At 47.3% G+C, this 17,371-nt stretch carries 14 protein-coding genes; 8 read left to right on the top strand and 6 right to left on the bottom strand.

The features are described 5' to 3' along the window. Positions 1-45: 45 nt before the first annotated feature. Positions 46-1,077, top strand: coding sequence for a hypothetical protein (locus tag KD145_RS21905; protein ID WP_212001650.1), 1,032 nt, complete (start codon positions 46-48; stop codon positions 1,075-1,077). Between the two features lie 49 nt (positions 1,078-1,126). Here KD145_RS21905 and apaG read toward each other — a convergent pair whose 3' ends face one another. The 5 genes from apaG to KD145_RS21880 all read right to left on the bottom strand — a co-directional run bounded on the left by apaG (position 1,127) and on the right by KD145_RS21880 (position 3,811). After that, positions 1,127-1,513 (bottom strand): Co2+/Mg2+ efflux protein ApaG, encoded by a 387-nt coding sequence (apaG, locus tag KD145_RS21900; protein ID WP_212001648.1) that lies wholly within the window; start codon positions 1,511-1,513, stop codon positions 1,127-1,129. An 83-nt stretch (positions 1,514-1,596) separates the two neighbouring features. Next, positions 1,597-1,923, bottom strand: a complete 327-nt coding sequence (locus KD145_RS21895; RefSeq protein WP_249219508.1) for a DUF4157 domain-containing protein — start codon at positions 1,921-1,923, stop codon at positions 1,597-1,599. Further along, on the bottom strand, positions 1,911-2,849 hold the full coding sequence (locus tag KD145_RS21890) for a DUF5777 family beta-barrel protein (RefSeq protein ID WP_212001646.1): 939 nt from the start codon (positions 2,847-2,849) through the stop codon (positions 1,911-1,913). The genes KD145_RS21895 and KD145_RS21890 overlap by 13 nt, the downstream gene beginning before the upstream one ends. Positions 2,850-2,879: 30 nt before the next feature. Further along, a complete protein-coding gene (locus KD145_RS21885; RefSeq protein WP_212001644.1) occupies positions 2,880-3,428 on the bottom strand; it encodes a YceI family protein in 549 nt (182 codons plus the stop codon). Positions 3,429-3,445: 17 nt separating this feature from the next. Further along, positions 3,446-3,811, bottom strand: coding sequence for a hypothetical protein (locus KD145_RS21880; RefSeq protein ID WP_212001642.1), 366 nt, complete (start codon positions 3,809-3,811; stop codon positions 3,446-3,448). Positions 3,812-3,919: 108 nt separating this feature from the next. Between KD145_RS21880 and murF the strand changes: the two genes are divergently transcribed. Together murF and KD145_RS21870 are read left to right on the top strand one after the other, a co-directional pair. Continuing rightward, positions 3,920-5,200, top strand: a complete 1,281-nt coding sequence (gene murF, locus KD145_RS21875) for a UDP-N-acetylmuramoyl-tripeptide--D-alanyl-D-alanine ligase (RefSeq protein ID WP_212001640.1) — start codon at positions 3,920-3,922, stop codon at positions 5,198-5,200. A 138-nt stretch (positions 5,201-5,338) separates the two neighbouring features. Continuing rightward, on the top strand, positions 5,339-8,632 hold the full coding sequence (locus tag KD145_RS21870) for a carboxypeptidase regulatory-like domain-containing protein (protein WP_212001638.1): 3,294 nt from the start codon (positions 5,339-5,341) through the stop codon (positions 8,630-8,632). Between the two features lie 733 nt (positions 8,633-9,365). On the opposite strand, the gene mce is transcribed toward KD145_RS21870, so the two are convergent. Next, entirely contained in the window at positions 9,366-9,767 is a 402-nt protein-coding gene (mce, locus tag KD145_RS21865) for a methylmalonyl-CoA epimerase (RefSeq protein ID WP_212001636.1), read from the bottom strand. Between the two features lie 114 nt (positions 9,768-9,881). Here mce and KD145_RS21860 point away from each other — a divergent pair, with 114 nt between their 5' ends. The 5 genes from KD145_RS21860 to KD145_RS21840 all read left to right on the top strand — a co-directional run bounded on the left by KD145_RS21860 (position 9,882) and on the right by KD145_RS21840 (position 17,341). Next, complete coding sequence (locus KD145_RS21860) at positions 9,882-11,108, top strand: IscS subfamily cysteine desulfurase (protein WP_212006839.1); 1,227 nt, start codon at positions 9,882-9,884, stop codon at positions 11,106-11,108. Positions 11,109-11,177: 69 nt separating this feature from the next. Next, positions 11,178-11,918, top strand: a complete 741-nt coding sequence (gldF, locus tag KD145_RS21855) for a gliding motility-associated ABC transporter permease subunit GldF (RefSeq protein WP_212001634.1) — start codon at positions 11,178-11,180, stop codon at positions 11,916-11,918. Positions 11,919-11,928: 10 nt separating this feature from the next. Continuing rightward, entirely contained in the window at positions 11,929-13,626 is a 1,698-nt protein-coding gene (gene gldG, locus KD145_RS21850; protein WP_212001632.1) for a gliding motility-associated ABC transporter substrate-binding protein GldG, read from the top strand. Positions 13,627-13,828: 202 nt separating this feature from the next. Continuing rightward, positions 13,829-14,764, top strand: a complete 936-nt coding sequence (locus tag KD145_RS21845) for a TerC/Alx family metal homeostasis membrane protein (protein ID WP_212001631.1) — start codon at positions 13,829-13,831, stop codon at positions 14,762-14,764. A 63-nt stretch (positions 14,765-14,827) separates the two neighbouring features. Beyond that, positions 14,828-17,341: a bifunctional UDP-N-acetylmuramoyl-tripeptide:D-alanyl-D-alanine ligase/alanine racemase gene (locus tag KD145_RS21840; RefSeq protein WP_212001628.1), complete on the top strand. Its 2,514-nt coding sequence runs from the start codon at positions 14,828-14,830 to the stop codon at positions 17,339-17,341. Positions 17,342-17,371: the final 30 nt, after the last annotated feature.

The following is a 17,371-nucleotide window of genomic DNA, read 5'->3' as shown; positions in this document are numbered from 1 at the left end:
TTCACTGTCATAATTCGTAATTTGCAATTTTCTAATCTAATTACTGTGATGCGATATTATCCTACATACTCCCTGCTTGCCGGCTGCCTGATGGTACTGCTGTTCCACGCCTGCAAGCCCGGCAGCAAAGCACCGGATGTAAGCCATATACCCATGGACGTTAGTATCCAGCGGTTCGATTCGGCCCTTTTCTCCCTCGACACCAACAACCTGCAACCCGGCCTGACCACCCTCCATGCCAGCTACCCTGTTTTTATGCCCATATACATATCTGAAATCATGAATATGGGTGCGTATACAGACAGCAGCAGGGAAATACAGCAGCAGATACGGCTTTTCCTGACCAACCCCGACTTCCGTCAGCTGGAGAATGCCGTGACTGCGAAATTCGGGAATACCACTTCACTGCAAACACAGCTCGCTCAGGCTTTCCGTTATACCAAATATTACATCCCCGCTTTTCATCCGCCTAAAGTAGTCACTTTCATCTCGGGTATTGCCAATTATGGTGCCATTACTATCGACTCTATCCTGGGAGTTGGGCTGGATATGTACATGGGTGCCGATTTCCCACCATATGCCCGTATCCCGGATTATCCTGATTACATGATACGGCGCTTTGCCCCTGAATATATTACCACCAATTGTATGCAGGTGATCCAGCAACAGCTGTATCCCGCACCCCGTAATGGTGGCGGCCTGCTCGAACAAATGATCGAAGCCGGCAAACAACAATATTTCCTCTCTAAAGTATTGCCTCAAACCGCCGACTCTATCCGTTTCGGCTATACGAAAGACCAGCTGCAATGGTGCCACGAAAATGAAAAGATGATCTGGCAGTTCTTTGTACAGAATAACCTTCTCTATTCCACCGACTGGCAGCAGATCAACCACTTCATGACCGATGCACCCTCTACCCAGGGCATGCCCGAAGGCTCTCCCGGTAAAATAGGCTACTTCGTAGGCTATGCTATCGTGAGCAAATACATGGAAAAGCACGCTGACGTCACCTTGCAGCAGCTGATGGAATCGAAAAATTTACTGGAAATATTCAAGGAGTCGAAGTACAGACCCTGACTGTAAAACGGGAGCAAAGTTCACAAGAGCTTTGCTCTTTTTTTGCGCTTTAGTTCAGTTTAAACGGAACAACCATCTGGAACTCAGGAATCCTGACTTCCAGGATTTTCTTATCAAGCTGATTTTCCATTTGATAAGTACCGTACATCTTCCCGATCTCGGTGCGGAGGTTGGAGCCCGAGACATATTGATAGGTTTCGCCGGGGGCCAGCAGTGGCTGAACACCTACTACACCCTCGCCTTCCACTTCACGGTGGGAACCGTTGGAATCAATGATAAACCAGTGACGGCGCAGTAATTTGATGGGGAATGTATTGTTGTTTTCAATGGTGATACGGTAAGCAAACATAAATTCGCCTCCAATAGGATTGGAATAATCCGGCTGGTAGAATGTTTCCACGCTGATGGTGATGCCCTCTGTTACCTTCTTAACCATAAAATCAACCTTTGACGTAAAAATAAGAAAAATAAAGCCAGTGGGCAGATTTTTTCTACCCCGGGAAACACTTTAACGATTTTTTAGATAATTTCTATTCCTTCCAGCATGAGCGGATCGGTCTCCGCCATTCTGGCTGCTATTTCCAGCCTGTTATGATAATATCCCTTGCGGGCACATTCATACAGATATCTTCTCAGGAAACCAATCATACCATATTGCTGGTATTGCTTTACATGACAGGCCTCATGACGGAGCCAGGCAGTATCAGCCAGAAACTCCAAACGGGACGCCCCATACAGATGTATGGTGCGTCCCAATACCATGGCTACCTGTTCTACTCCCATTACCATAGCGGCAATGCGGGCAAGCCCTGAATCAACGTGTATACGGCATCTTATTTTTTCCAATCCTTTTTCCCGAATAATGTAAATCTACGGGAAATATTAAAACCCCAGCGGTATTGTCCCTGCAACCAGGAGGAAGTGGTCTCTGGTATGAACTGGGTCTCCTGGATAGCAGTGGCATTGGTGAAGTTGATATGAAACACGTGTCCGCCGGTTTCTATCTCAACACCTACTGCCAATGGGTTATAGAGTGAAGTAATCTTCTTGTAGTAATTCTTGCTGTCATCAGACCGGAAAGGATAATAATATTCAGCGATCAGTCCCACTCGCTTCGACAGCTTCAGCCGGCCACCTACGCCCATGGCAAACAGATTGTTCATGTCCATGTAACCGACCCGGTTGCGATGTACGAAAGTAGGAGACAGCGTTAAGGACAGGATGCCAAATTTCCGGGAGACAATAGCCTGGGCCACATAACTCAGCCGGTCTGCTGCATCCTTGAAATATGCGGCCTGATGCGGGTCTGCTTCCGATGTCATACAGGATATCACTGCGGAGCCCAGCAGTGACAGGGATACCGGCATATGATCATCCTGTGTTTGTTCCAGCAAACGGTATTTCGCCAGTACGTCCACCAGCTGGCGTTGCGCACCGGAGCCTTTGGAACGGCCCAGTCCTACCATCAGCCTGTCTGTAATACCATACTCCAGACCAATACGGATATCCGTAGAATTGTCCATGCCATAAAATGTCTTTACGCCACCGAATTCTCCGGCCAGGTCACCAAAACGGTGGTCCACCCGGAAGTCCAGCTCATGTTTACGGAGTGTTTCTGTAGAATGCCCCATGATTATGCGGGTGCCCTTGTAGGTATACAATACTTTGGGATGCCGGACACCGGTAGAATCGAAGAGTTTGCTCAGGTCGTCCTGCGCCTGGGCATAGAAGCTGATACCGGCCAGCAGCATCAGGGAAACAATAATTTTCATGTGTCGATTTAAAAATGAATGATGGATTTTTTACCGGTTGACAACTGTATACAGTGCATTTACTGTGACGGCAACTACCTCCGCGATATTTTTCACCACGATCGTAGGGATATCGATACGATGATCTGCTATGCGGATGTTAAAAGTGGCACCGGCAGTGATGTTACCGCCCCGTACGGTGATAGTACCTTTTTCCTTGTAGGTTTTTTCTACTCCATGCAGATTCAGTGTACCCTCTACCGTTACCTGATAGGTACCGTCTTTGCTGAGGTCTGCATCTTCCAGCACTTTTCCTTTGAATTCGGCATAAGGATACTTGTCACTTTCCAGATAGTTTTGGTTGAAATGTTCCTGCATCAGCTTCTGCCTGAACTGGAAAGAAGCAATTGGCACCTTGAAATAGATAGCCTTGGTTTTGATGTTGATGGCAGACACACCTTTCTCTGTCTTCGCTTCGATGTCTTCCAGCGGAGAAGAGGAAAAGAAAGAAAAGTGAGTGTTTTTAGAGGAGAAAATATCCTGCGCCAGCAGCGGTGAGGACAATAGGGCCAGGAATAATAAACAGATAAGGCTTTTCATGATGGCAAAGATTAAGTTTACTTATCGGGCATACCCTTTTCAATCCAGCAGGCGATAGAATCTTTTGTTCCCTGAGACAATGCAGGGAAGCGGGATGGCGGCATGGTGGCCTGAGCGCTGGTAACCCGTTGTGTAAAAACAGCCCTGGATGCACTGATATAGGATTTCAGTTTGTCCGCAGTAGAGAAATCGGAGCCACCAGCCCGGTGGCAGCCGCGGGAGGTACAGTTGGCCGTGACGACGTTATACACATAACTGGTAGTGACAAGGGCGACATTACAGTCAAATTTCCCATCGACACTCGCGGGGGCCACTGCCTGCTCATTCTTACAAGCAGCTGCCAGTACAAATCCCGACAAAAAAAGACAGGTTCTAATTTTCATAGTAGTTTTTTAATTCATGCCCTGATACGGAACTAGCAAAGAATAGGTTGCCGGAGATTGTAGCTATTTGAATATTTAGTTATTATTTTGCATGAAATATTTCCACCCGTGACCATAGAACAACTGTATAATATCTACCTGCAGCACCGCAGTGTTCAGACAGATACCCGCAAACTGAAGGCTAATGACATTTTCTTCGCACTCAAAGGAGATAACTTCAACGGCAATACGTTTGCAGCCAAAGCGCTCGAAATGGGAGCCGCTTTTGCTGTAGTAGATGAAGTCGCCTACTTTACTCACCCCGACAGGATGATGCTGGTAGACAACGTGCTGGAGACATTACAGGCACTGGCACTATGGCACCGGAAACAGCTGAATATCCCCTTTCTGGCCATTACCGGTACTAACGGTAAAACCACTACGAAAGAACTGGTCAACGCCGCTTTATCTGCCGGCTTTAAAACATATGCCACCATCGGCAATCTCAACAACCATATCGGTGTTCCGCTCACCATCCTGGGCATATCCTCCGATGTGGAAATAGCCGTGATCGAAATGGGCGCCAGCCATCAGCAGGAAATAGCCAGCTACTGCACCATCGCCCTGCCTACCCATGGTATCATCACCAATATTGGGAAAGCCCACCTGGAAGGCTTCGGCAGCGAAGAAGGGGTAAAAAAAGCCAAAGGAGAACTGTACGATTACCTCAGGGCCAACAATGGTACCGTATTCGTATGCAACGACTATCCTTATCTGATCGAGATGAGCAAAGGCATCAGCAAAGTAGTCACCTATGGCAACAAAGACGCCGACTATACCGGTACCCCCGCAGCAGACAAGGCGCTCCTCGGCGTACAGGTAACCGGCAACAGCGCTATCGGATTTATACAGACCCAACTTACCGGCTCCTATAACTTCCCCAATGTAATGGCCGCCGTGGCCGTAGCCAGCCACTTCAACGTGCCTGTGGAAAAGATCGGTCCCGCTATCGCCAACTATACGCCTTCCAACAACCGCTCCCAGGTTATCCAACAGGGTACCAATACTATCATCATGGATGCATACAATGCCAATCCTTCCAGTATGAAAGCGGCCATCGATAACTTCGTAGGTATCAATGCTCCCCGCAAAGTGCTGATGCTCGGTGCCATGATGGAGCTGGGCACCGACAGTATCCACGAACATGAAGCTTTGGTGGCGCAGTTACAACGCCATCACTGGGAAGCAGTGGTACTCGTAGGCGGGGATTTTAAAAAGATAAATCATCCTTACATCTTCCTGGAAAATTCAGCCGAAGCCGCCCAATGGCTGCAGCAGCAACAATTTCAGGACACTTACCTACTTATCAAAGGGTCTCGAAGCACCGGTATGGAAAAGGTGATTGCATAAAATTATTTTTAGATATTTGGGCAAATAAATGTTAATGATTTCATAATTGTATTATTTTTAATGCTATTATTTCTCATTTGATATTTGCCCAAAATCTAAATTGTAATGCCCAAGAACAAATGGTGTAAAACCCTATGTATGCTATGTTGCATACTCGTAATCCCCTTTTTGCTTTTTGCCCAGGAAACCACATCTGACATCGCCGGTATCATCGGCAGTGAACAGGGGCCTGTGCCAGGAGCGAGTATTATTGCCCTCCATCAGCCTACAGGCACCCGTTATGTGACCGTGTCCCGTAAGGATGGACGTTTCAACCTCCCCAACCTCCGCGTAGGTGGACCTTATGTGCTCACTGTTTCCTACATCGGTTTTAAGGACGAAAAACGCGAAAACATCTTCCTGCAGCTGGGTCAGGAATACAAGGCTGATATACGCCTGCAGCAAAGTACCAGCACCCTCAACGAAATAGTAGTGAAAACTGTCAGCCAGAGCAAGGTTATCAACAAAGCCCGCACCGGCAGCCAGGAAATCATTACCCGTGCTCAAATGGACCGTCTGCCAACTGTAACACGTTCCATGCAGGACTTCACCAAACTCACCCCATCCGCCAATGGCCTCAATATCGGTGGCAGAAGCAATCAGCTCAACAACATCACCGTGGATGGTGCCAACTTCAACAACTCATTCGGTCTGCAGCCTACACTCGGCTCCCAGACAGGTTCACAGCCTATCAGCCTCGAAGCCCTCGAACAAATTCAGGTGAACGTTTCTCCCTACGACGTGAAACAGGGCGGCTTCTCCGGTGCCGGTATCAACAGCGTTACCAAAAGCGGTACCAACCAGTTTAAAGGTACCGTATACACTTACATCCAGTCACCCGGCCTGCAGGGCCTGAAAGTAGGCACTGCACAGGTAACCAAACCGGTATTCGACTACAGCCTGCGCGGCTTCTCCGCCGGTGGTGCTATTGTACAAAACAAAGTGTTCTTCTTCATCAGCGCAGAACAGGAAAGAATTACCGCGCCTGCCACCAGTATGGTAGCCAACACTAAAGCCGGCGCTCCCGCTACCGGCAACGTTTCCAAAGCAGTAGCTGATACACTTAATCAACTCCGTCAGTTCCTGATCGACAACTATCAGTACAACCCCGGCGAATATCAAAACTATACCTATCGCACTTCCAGCGATAAAATCACTGCTAAAATTGACTGGAACGTAAATGAAAGCAACACGTTTACTTTCAAATACAACTTCCTCAAATCCTACAAGGATATCCCTGCCAGCAACAGCGGCGCACCCGGCGTACCCGGCGCAGGCCGCCAGCCCAGCAATACAGGCTTACCCTTCAGCGGAAGTGGTTACACCATCAACAACAACTTCAATATCTTCATCGCCGAACTGAATACACGCATCGGTAACCGCGCCTCCAACAAATTACAGGTAGGTTTTTCCGCGATGAGAGACTTCAGAACAGCATTGTCTGAGAAAGAATTCCCACTGGTAGATATCCTCGACGGACAAGGCAACAGCTACACCGCCTTCGGTTATGAGCCTTTTACCTACAATAATAAATTAAACACCAACGTATACCAGCTATCTGATATCTTCAACCTCTACAGAGGCAAACACGAAATCACCATCGGTACACAGAACTATTACAAAACGTTTGTAAACGGCTTTGCACCTAACTACATGGGCAACTACCGTTTCAACACACTCACTGATTTTTATGCCAGCGCCAAAAATGGTCTGACCAACGCATCCCGTTATGCGCTGTCTTATACCACCACTAAAGATGGTGCTTTCCCCTATGCTAAAATAAACATGCTGGAACTGGGGGCCTTTATTCAGGACAAGTGGAGTATCAATAACCATTTTACGCTGACTTACGGTTTACGTATAGACGTTCCTGTTATAGGCAACACTTTCGACAAAAACGACTCCCTCGCAGCACTTACTTTCCGCGATGGTATCCAGGTGGATGTTAGCCGTGCGCCTAAAACCAAGCCCATGTTCTCACCCCGTATCGGCTTCAACTGGGATGCTACCCATGATGGCAAGACCCAGGTACGTGGTGGTATCGGCTTGTTCTCTGGTCCTCCGCCGGCAGTATGGCTGAGCAACCAGGCGGGTAACAACGGTGTACAGTTTGGTTCATTCACAGCTCAAACCAACGAAAACGTACCTTCCATTCCATACGCCTTCAATCCGGACCCTAACAAATACCGGGTTGTGACGACATCGCCATCCAAACAATATAATATCGCGGTTACAGACAGAAACTTCAAATATCCGCAGGTGCTGAAAATGACACTGGCTGTAGATCGCCAGCTGCCAGGTGGTATCATTGCCACACTGGAAGGTAACTACTCCAAAGACATCAATGCAGTATACTTCCAGAACATCAACCTGCCAACAACCGGTATTCAGCTGGACAGCACACCGGATCATCGTCTGCGTTACAGCTCTCCCAAAATGTACGGAGCCGGCACCAGCCTGGGCAATCCCAACATCAGCGATGCTATCCTGATGCGCAATACCAACAAAGGTTACTCTTACTTCGTAACCTTACAGGTGCAGAAAAATCTGCCAAACCTCTACCTCAGTGCTGCCTATACCTACAGCAAGTCCCGCTCCATCAATGATGGCGGTACCATCGCTCAGGGCAACTGGCGCGACCGCCCTGTAAGCGGCGATCCTAACGATGCCACACTGGGATACTCCAACTATTATATCCCTCACCGTGTGATTGCTGCTGCTACCTATAAATTCAACTGGGCTAAAAATTTCGCTACCTCTATCGGTATGATCTTCGAAGCTGCTCCTAATGGTGTTGCTTCTTATACCTACAACGGAGATCTCAACAATGATGGTTCCGGCGGAAACAATGACCTGATCTACATTCCAGCCAGCAAAAGCGATATCAAACTGGTACCGGTAGGATATGGCGACAAAACCTTCGATCCTGCTAACCCTGCTGACAAACGCAGCGAAGCAGTTATCTGGAATCAGCTGGACAACTTTATCAAACAGGATGATTATCTGAGCCGCCACCGTGGAGAGTATGCAGAACGCAATGCAGTAGTGCTGCCTTTCTTCAAACGCATGGATATCAACATCACACAGGATATCTATGTATTCAGCGGCAAGCAGAAAAATAAACACACGCTGCGCCTTACTTTCGACATCATCAACTTCGGTAACCTCCTCAACAGAAAATGGGGTACCTACCAGATTGCCAACGTACCTTCTTTCCTGAAGTATGAAGGTCAGCTCCGTGATGCCAATGGTAAAGCTACCAGCGCTCCTGCGTTCTCTTTCCCTTACCTCGACAAGGATAACCAGATCCCTGCTACCAATTCCTGGAGAGATAATACCAACATTATCTCCCGCTGGCAGGGTCAGATCGGCATACGTTATATTTTTAACTAAACACGCATTGCCCGAATCAATTATACCAATGCCTCCGGAAGTGTCAAAAACTTCTGGGGGCATTTTTGCTGTAATAAGGGATGATACTGCTGAAGAGCATGATGGGTGGAGATTAAAGCGGAGATATAAACGAAGACTTTAAATACCGAATAAACGATAAGTCAGGAGCAGTAAAGCATGTGAGATGATAATAACGGAGAAAACTATACTTTTTTGAGAGACCGGCAATAAAATGGGGAGCTGTTGCGTTTAATATATTATACGCGGTTGCGTATAACTTTCTGTACTATCCCACTCAGGAGAACTCCATTAAATGATACAAGTAAAAGGTTGTCTGTTATAACTGTTTGCTGGCTGCTTTAAAAAAAAGACCTGCAAGCTAAAAAACCCGCAGGTGTTCATAACCTATGCCAACTTTAGAGTAATCGTGAAAACTTAAAGTTTATATTAACTATAAAATTCAAGTTTTATAATATCTTGAGTGTAAGGTGAATCTTTTGTATTGTTATTTATAGAGATAACGTATCAGAAAATATATTTGTTCAAAAAGATTTAAAAAAAAGTTTCAGGCAGATAACATTTCTGATTTTGGTTATATCTGATGTTGCTTATACATCCCTTTTGGAGGTCGTTCATATTAATCTACGTATCACAGGATCTGTTTGGATTGCTAAAATGGAAAAAAAATTAAAATAATTTTAATTATTAAAATTATTCATACATAAGCAACTCATTACTTAATCTCTTGGCAGATTTCTATCAAAACACCATTGGTATTTTTAGGGTGCAAAAAACAAATCAGCTTATTATCAGCTCCTTTCTTTGGGGTCTCGTGTAGTAATACGAAGCCTTCTTCCTTTAACCTCGCCATCTCCGCATGTATGTCTGCCACTTCAAAAGCGATGTGATGCATACCCGCTCCCTTTTTAGCCAGAAATTTAGCAATCGCACTGTCAGGGCCCGTTGCCTCCAATAACTCTATTTTTGTTTCCCCCTGTTGAAAAAAGGCTGTCTGCACCTGCTCAGTACTTACTTCTTCCTGCTTGTAACAAGGTGTGTTCAATAATTTTTCAAACAGCGGCACGGATACGGCCAGCGACTCTACAGCGATCCCGATGTGTTCTACTTTTAACATGGAAAATCATTTACCGGTATAATAAAATGCAGTCTTGCTTAACCGGGTAAAAATAGAACTTATGTCGTAGATTTGGATTGTTTGGGAAATAATATAGAAAATAAAATAAATATGTTGAGCCTGCCTGTTTACCTGGACAACAACGCTACCACGCCCTGTGATCCCAGGGTGCTGGAAGTAATGTTGCCCTATTTTACAGAGATGTTTGGCAACGCTGCCAGCCGCAGCCATCCCTTTGGATGGACAGCTGAAGCAGCCGTGGATCATGCCCGTGAACAGGTGGCCAGGCTGATAGGAGCGCAACCACAGGAAATCGTGTTCACCTCCGGCGCCACAGAAGCTGTCAACCTCGCCATCAAAGGCGTCTTTGAAACATATGCTGCCAAAGGCAACCATATCATCACCTGTGTAACAGAACACAAAGCGGTACTGGACACCTGCAAACATCTGGAGAAAAAAGGCGCTGTCATTACCTGGCTGCCTGTAGATGCAGACGGCCTGCCAGACCCTGCAGCCGTGGAAGCCGCCATCACACCGCAGACCATCCTGATTGCCATGATGTACGCCAACAATGAAACAGGCGTCATTAATCCGGTACCAGCCATTGGCGCTATCGCCAAAAAACATGGCATCATCTATATGTCAGACGCTACGCAGGCTGTGGGTAAGATACCCGTCCATGTAGACCATGACGGCATAGACCTGCTCACTCTCAGCGCCCATAAAATGTACGGACCCAAAGGTGTTGGCGCCCTCTACGTCAGACGGCGGTCGCCCCGGGTAAAACTCACCGCACAGATGGACGGCGGCGGCCATGAACGTGGCATGCGCTCCGGCACGCTCAACGTGCCCGGCATCGTAGGACTGGGCATGGCCTGCGAAATCTGCCAACAGGAAATGGAAGCCGAAGCAAAAAGATTGTCTGCCATGCGAAACCGCCTTCAGGAAGCGTTATTACAAATAGAACATACCTATGTGAATGGTTCGGTGACACACCGCCTGCCGCATGTGATGAATATTTCCTTTCAATATATAGAAGGATCAACGTTACTGATGGGATTCAACAAAACAATTGCACTCTCCTCCGGATCGGCTTGTACTTCGGCCTCTATGGAGCCCAGCTATGTGCTCAAAGCCCTGGGCCTGGGCGATGATCTGGCTCATGCATCCCTGCGTTTTGCGCTGGGACGCTTTACCACGGATGAACAGATCGATTATACGATCCGTATGGTGACTGATACCGTCAACCGGTTACGGGCCGAAAGTCCACTCTGGGAAATGTATAAAGACGGGCATCTTCAGGATACCGGTTCCTGGGCACACCATCAGGAGCAGGGATGATTTTCTTGCCGGCAACCATAATCTTATATATTTGTATTTTTATGTATCCTAATCCTTACACAACTGTCCATGCTTGCCATCTTTAAAAAAGAGATAAACCAGTTTTTCAACAGCGTCACCGGCTATGTGGCCATTATTCTTTTTTTAGTGGCAAATGGCCTGTTCCTCTTCGTATTTCCTGATACCAGCCTGCTGGACACCGGCTACGCCAATCTCGATCCGCTGTTCGATCTGGCCCCGCTGATTTACCTGCTGCTCATCCCCGCCATCACGATGCGCTGCTTTGCCGATGAGTTTAAAACCGGCACCATGGAGCTTCTGAGCACGAAGCCACTCAGCTGGTGGCAGATTGTGATGGGGAAATTCTGGGGCAGCCTGCTGATTGTGGTCATCTCCCTGATACCCACCTTTGTGTATTATATTGCTATCCGGCAACTCAGCGTCACCCCGCAACAGCTGGACAATGGCGGCATCCTCGGCTCCTATACCGGTCTGTTTCTGCTGGGTGCCGTGTTTACCGCCATCGGCCTGTGGTCATCCTCTCTTACTTCCAATGCCATGATTGCTTTTCTGATAGCCGTTTTTACCAGCTACATCTTTTACAATGGTTTTGATGCACTCAGTAAAATCCCGGCTTTCAACGGAGGGGCCGATTACTATCTTCAGATGGCCGGCATTAAATTTCACTATGGCTCTGTAAGCCGTGGTGTGATCGATAGCCGTGATATCATCTATTTCATCAGCCTCATCGGCCTGATGCTCTATCTTACCAAATTATCCCTCCAAAGAAAACTCTGGCAGAACGGTTAATATAAACAGTATGGCTAAACGAAAAAAATATATACAGCGTGCGCTGGCAGTCATAGCAGTGCTCATGGGCCTCAATATTGCCGCCGCCTATTTTCATGGCAGATGGGACCTGACAGCCGAAAAAAGATATACCCTCACCAGCAGCACCAAACAGATGCTGCGTCAGCTCAACAGCCCGGTGGAAATAGAAGTGTTCCTGAAAGGCGATTACCCCGCCAGCTTCAGACAGCTGGCACAATCCACCCGTGAGCTGCTGGAAGAGTTCCGCGAATACGGTAGACAAAATATACACTTTGTCTTCGTCAATCCCAATCAGGGCCTTTCTGATTCGGCCCGGATGAAATTCATGGGCGAACTGACGGCACAGGGTATCATGCCCTTTAACATGAAAGTACAGGGAGATGCCAACGAGAGCCAGCAGCTTATTTTTCCCGGCGCCCTGGTACACTATAAGGGAAAAACACTGGGCGTAAACCTACTGAAAAACCAGGGAGGACAAGACCCGATGCAGACGATGAATAATTCGGAAGCGCTGCTGGAATACCAGTTTGCCAACGCCATCGGTAAACTGAAGGAGGAGAAAAAGCCACTGGTAGGGTATATGCTCGGACATGGTGAATCATTGGGTGCCGAAGTATATGATGCACTGACTACGCTACAGTCCGGCTACAACCTCGATACACTTACCTTACAGTCCGTTCCTGCTGTCCCGCATGATTTTGACATCATCCTGTTTGCCAAGCCGGCATCGGCTTTCAGCGATCAGGACAAACTGAAGATAGACCAGTATGTGATGAATGGCGGGAAAGTGCTTTGGTTTATTGATGAAACCAATGCCTCCATGGACAGCCTGCATCAGCGGCAGGAGTTCCTGGCTTTTGACAAGGGCCTTAACCTGGAAGACCTGTTATTCCGCTATGGTGTACGTATCAACCAGGACCTGGTACAGGACCTTCAATGTGATATCGTGCCATTGGTAGTAGGCAGTGTGGGCAACCGGCCACAGATACAGCCCGTGCCCTTTCCTTATTTCCCGATGCTGGCCCCTACCGGTGCACATCCTATTGTAAAAAATATGGATATGGTGCTGAGCCGCTTTGTCAGCTCTCTTGATACCGTAAGAGCTGATGGTGTACAGAAAACCGTGCTGCTGACCACTTCCAGAAGTAGCCGCCGTGTCCGTATACCTTCACAGATAAGCTGGGATATCGTGAAAACAAAACCCAATGTACGGGAATACCGGCAGCAATACGTACCTGCCGCCGTACTGCTGGAAGGGCATTTCACCTCTCTGTTCCGCGACCGCCTGGACGAAGCTACCAAGGGTAGTTTCCGGCAGGCTACCGGTAAGCCTTTCCGGGAAAAGGCGGATACAGTCAATAAGATGATCATCGTCAGTGATGGAGACCTGATCGCCAATGCCGTGTCACGTAAAGACGGTCCTTTGCAGATGGGCATCAATGAATTTAACCCCGGCTTCGCCTTCGCCAATAAGGAATTTTTCCTCAACTGTCTGGAATACCTCAGTGGTCATAACGGTATTATGGAAAGCCGCAACAAAGAGCTGGCCCTTCGCCTGCTGGACAACGAAAAAATTCAGCGGGAAAAAACAAAATGGCAGATTATCTGTTTTGTGATACCGATAGGGTTGGTACTGCTTTTTGCGATGGTGTTCCAGTTTGTACGCCAGCGTAAATTTGCTGAATAGATGACGTAAAGAAATTGAAGAGAGCAAAGCGACAAAGTACATTCAACCATCTTTCGTCGCTTTGCTTTTTTTAATGCCTTAGTGTGAATTTTACGCCTTTGCGTGCGTAATTTTTAACATTCTCTTGTGTTCCTTTGCCTTCTTTAAAGCTTTGCGTGAGCAGAATTGCCTATCTTTGCTGCTCATAAAAAGCGAGCGATTCATGACACCGATCCAGTGGACATATCTCATATTTGGTATTGTGATAGTCCTGGCTTTAGTTTTTGATCTTGGTTTATTCAGCAAAAAAAATACAAAAACAACACTTAAAACCGCCTTCTGGCAAAGTATTTTCTGGATTGGGCTGGCCGTATTGTTCTTTGGCTTTATGTGGTTTGAAGATGGATCTGAAACGGCGATCAATTTTATGAGCGCTTATCTCATGGAGAAATCGCTCTCCATGGACAACATCTTTGTATTTATTCTCATTTTTAGTTTTTTTAAGATAAGGGAAGAGCACTACTCGCGTGTATTATTGATAGGCATCCTGATGGCACTCGTGTTCCGGGCTGTTTTTATCAGTGTGGGCGTGGTGCTCATCAGTCGGTTTCACTGGATATTATATATTTTCGGCGTGTTTCTGCTGTATACAGGGATTAAAATGTTTACGGCCAAGGTCAGTGATGAGTTCAAACCGGAAGAAAACATCGTTTATCGGTTTATGAACAAATACCTGCGGGTAACGCATGAAGAAGCCAATGGAAAATTTGTGATCCGCAAAAATAATAAGGTGTATCTGACTACGTTATCTTTGGTAGTCGCGATGCTCGCTGTTACCGATGTTATTTTTGCTCTGGATTCCATACCGGCGGTATTTGCTATCTCACAGCAACCGGTCGTGGTATACACCTCCAACATTTTCGCCGTACTGGGATTGAGGTCCCTGTTTTTTCTGTTGAGAGGAGCGGTAGATAAATTTGATTATCTGCCCCAGGGTATTTCCATTGTACTTATATTCATTGGACTAAAAATGCTGGCAGAATACTTTATCCATATACCGGTATATGTATCGCTAATAGTGATTATTCTTTGTCTTGGAGGAGCAATCTGGTACTCGCTCCATCATCAGAAAAAAGAAATGCCGGAAGGAAAAGCCTAATAAAAAAACAACTGTTATTGGAGTCGTAACAGGTTGTCAACTGATTATTCAAATCTGATAAAAGTGTATAACGCAGCAAGCATCAACAAAACGCTCAAAGGAGAATTGTTGCAGGAGACCGGATTTTCTGAAATTGAACATCTCTTATTGGACAGCCGGAAGCTGAGCTTCCCTGAAACATCGCTGTTCATACCCTTGGTAAGCCCCAGGCGGAATGCTCATCAGTACATTGAAGAGCTGTACCGCAAAGGGGTAAGCAACTTTATTGTGAGTGAGCCCGTGCCATTGGAAAAATATCCTAAAGCCAACTTTATCCTGGTAAAAGATACCTTACAGGCATTACACACACTGGTCGCATTTCATCGCCATCAGTTTCATGTTCCTGTTATCGGTATCACCGGCAGTAATGGAAAAACCATCGTCAAAGAATGGTTGTACCAGTTGCTGGAAAAGGACTACAACATTGTCCGCAGCCCGAAAAGCTATAATTCACAGATTGGTGTGCCGCTCTCTGTATGGCAGATGAAGCCCGAACACCAGCTGGCCATTTTTGAAGCAGGGATTTCCCAGCCGGGAGAAATGGTCAACCTGGAGAAGATCATCCGCCCTACCATCGGCATCTTCACCAATATCGGCGAAGCACATAGTGAAGGCTTCCTCAACATCCGGCAAAAGATCAACGAAAAACTGGTCCTTTTCGCAAAAAGCGACATTCTGATCTATTGCAAGGACTATCTCGCCCTCAATGAGTGTGTACTGTCCTTCCACAGCCAGGTAGGCAAAAAGGAAACACAGGAAGGCGGCGGCGGTGGTCCGGAACTGTTTTCCTGGTCCAGAAAAACAGATGCCGACCTCCGTATTGTAAGCGTCGACAAAAACGATAACCATACCCGCATCGAAGCCCTGTACAAACAGGAAACGCTGCATATCACCATCCCTTTTGTGGATGAAGGATCTATCGAAAATGCGATCCACTGCTGGGCCCTCATGCTGTATCTGGGCAAAGAACAGGAAGTGATCCAGCAACGTATGGACCTGCTCAGCAACATCGCCATGCGCCTGGAGCTGAAACAGGGCATCAACAACAGTTCTGTGATCAATGACAGCTATAACCTCGACCTGGGTTCACTGACCATTGCACTCGACTTCCTGCAGCAGCAACAACAGCATGCTACCCGTAGCGTGATACTCAGCGATATCCTGCAAAGCGGGAAAAGCGATGCTTCCCTGTATGAAGAAGTAGCAGACCTGTTGCACAAAAAGCATATCAACAAACTGATCGCCATCGGTAAAAACATCGGCAGGGAAAAGAAAAGCTTTCAACAGGTAGAAGGATTAAAAACACAGTTCTTCAATACCACCGATGAATATATCCAGCAGTTCAACTCAGACGATTTCGAGAACGAAACCATCCTGGTAAAAGGTTCCCGCATTTTTCAGTTTGAACGTATTGGTAAGCTGCTGGAGCAGAAAGCCCATCAGACCATCCTGGAGATCAATCTTTCAGCGATTGCACACAATGTGAAGTTGTATCAGTCTATGCTGAAGCCGGACACCAAGCTGATGGCCATGGTGAAAGCCTTCTCCTATGGCAGCGGCAGTTTCGAAATTGCCAATCTGCTGCAATTCCACGGGGTGGATTATCTGGCGGTAGCCTATGCCGATGAAGGCGTGGAGCTGCGCAGAGCCGGCATTACCATGCCTATTATGGTGATGAACCCCGAACCAGCCAGCTTTGATGCTATTCTGCACTGGAACCTGGAACCGGAAATCTATTCCATGCATATCCTGCTGCAGTTTATGGAAGAAGTAAGCGCAGCCGGTAAAACGGAGTTTCCGATACATATCAAGCTGGACACCGGTATGCATCGTCTTGGTTTTGTGAAAAAAGATATTCCGGAACTTTCTCAGGCCCTCACCGCCAGCCAGCTGCTGAAGGTACAGTCTATTTTCAGCCACCTGGCAGCCAGCGAAGACCCTGCGAAAGATGCACTCACACAGCAGCAGGGACGCCTGTTCTACGAAATGAGCCACGAATTGCAGAAAGCGCTGGGATATACGGTAATCCGCCATATTTCCAACAGTGCAGGCATCACCCGTCATCCGGACCTGCAGCTCGATATGGTGCGGTTGGGTATCGGTATGTACGGCTTTGACTATAGCAATGGCATTCAGGATCAGCTGCGTAGTGTCAGCACGCTGAAAACGACTGTGGCACAGCTTAAAAACCTGGATCCGGGTGAAACCGTGGGTTATGGCGCCAAATGGACCGCTGAGGCCCCGGCTGTCACCGCCACTGTCCGTATCGGGTATGCTGACGGTTACCCCCGCCGGTTAGGCAATGGGGTAGGAAAGATGCTCATCCGCGGTAAACTTGCACCGGTAATAGGCGTAGTAGCCATGGACATGCTTATGCTGGACGTGACCCATATCCCCGATATTATGGAGGGCGACGAGGTGATTGTATTCGGCGAAGACCTGCCTGTGCAGCAATTGGCAGACTGGGCAGACACAATTGCCTACGAAATATTAACAGGAATTTCACAGCGGGTGAAAAGGGTATATTTCCAGGAATAATGATATTGCAGGCTTCGGACTTTGAAATAA

Source organism: Chitinophaga sp. HK235, assembly GCF_018255755.1.
In the GTDB taxonomy this organism is placed as follows: Bacteria; Bacteroidota; Bacteroidia; order Chitinophagales; family Chitinophagaceae; genus Chitinophaga.
The sequence above is the reverse complement of the archived record's forward strand: the minus strand, read 5'-3'. Positions and strand labels throughout refer to the sequence as shown.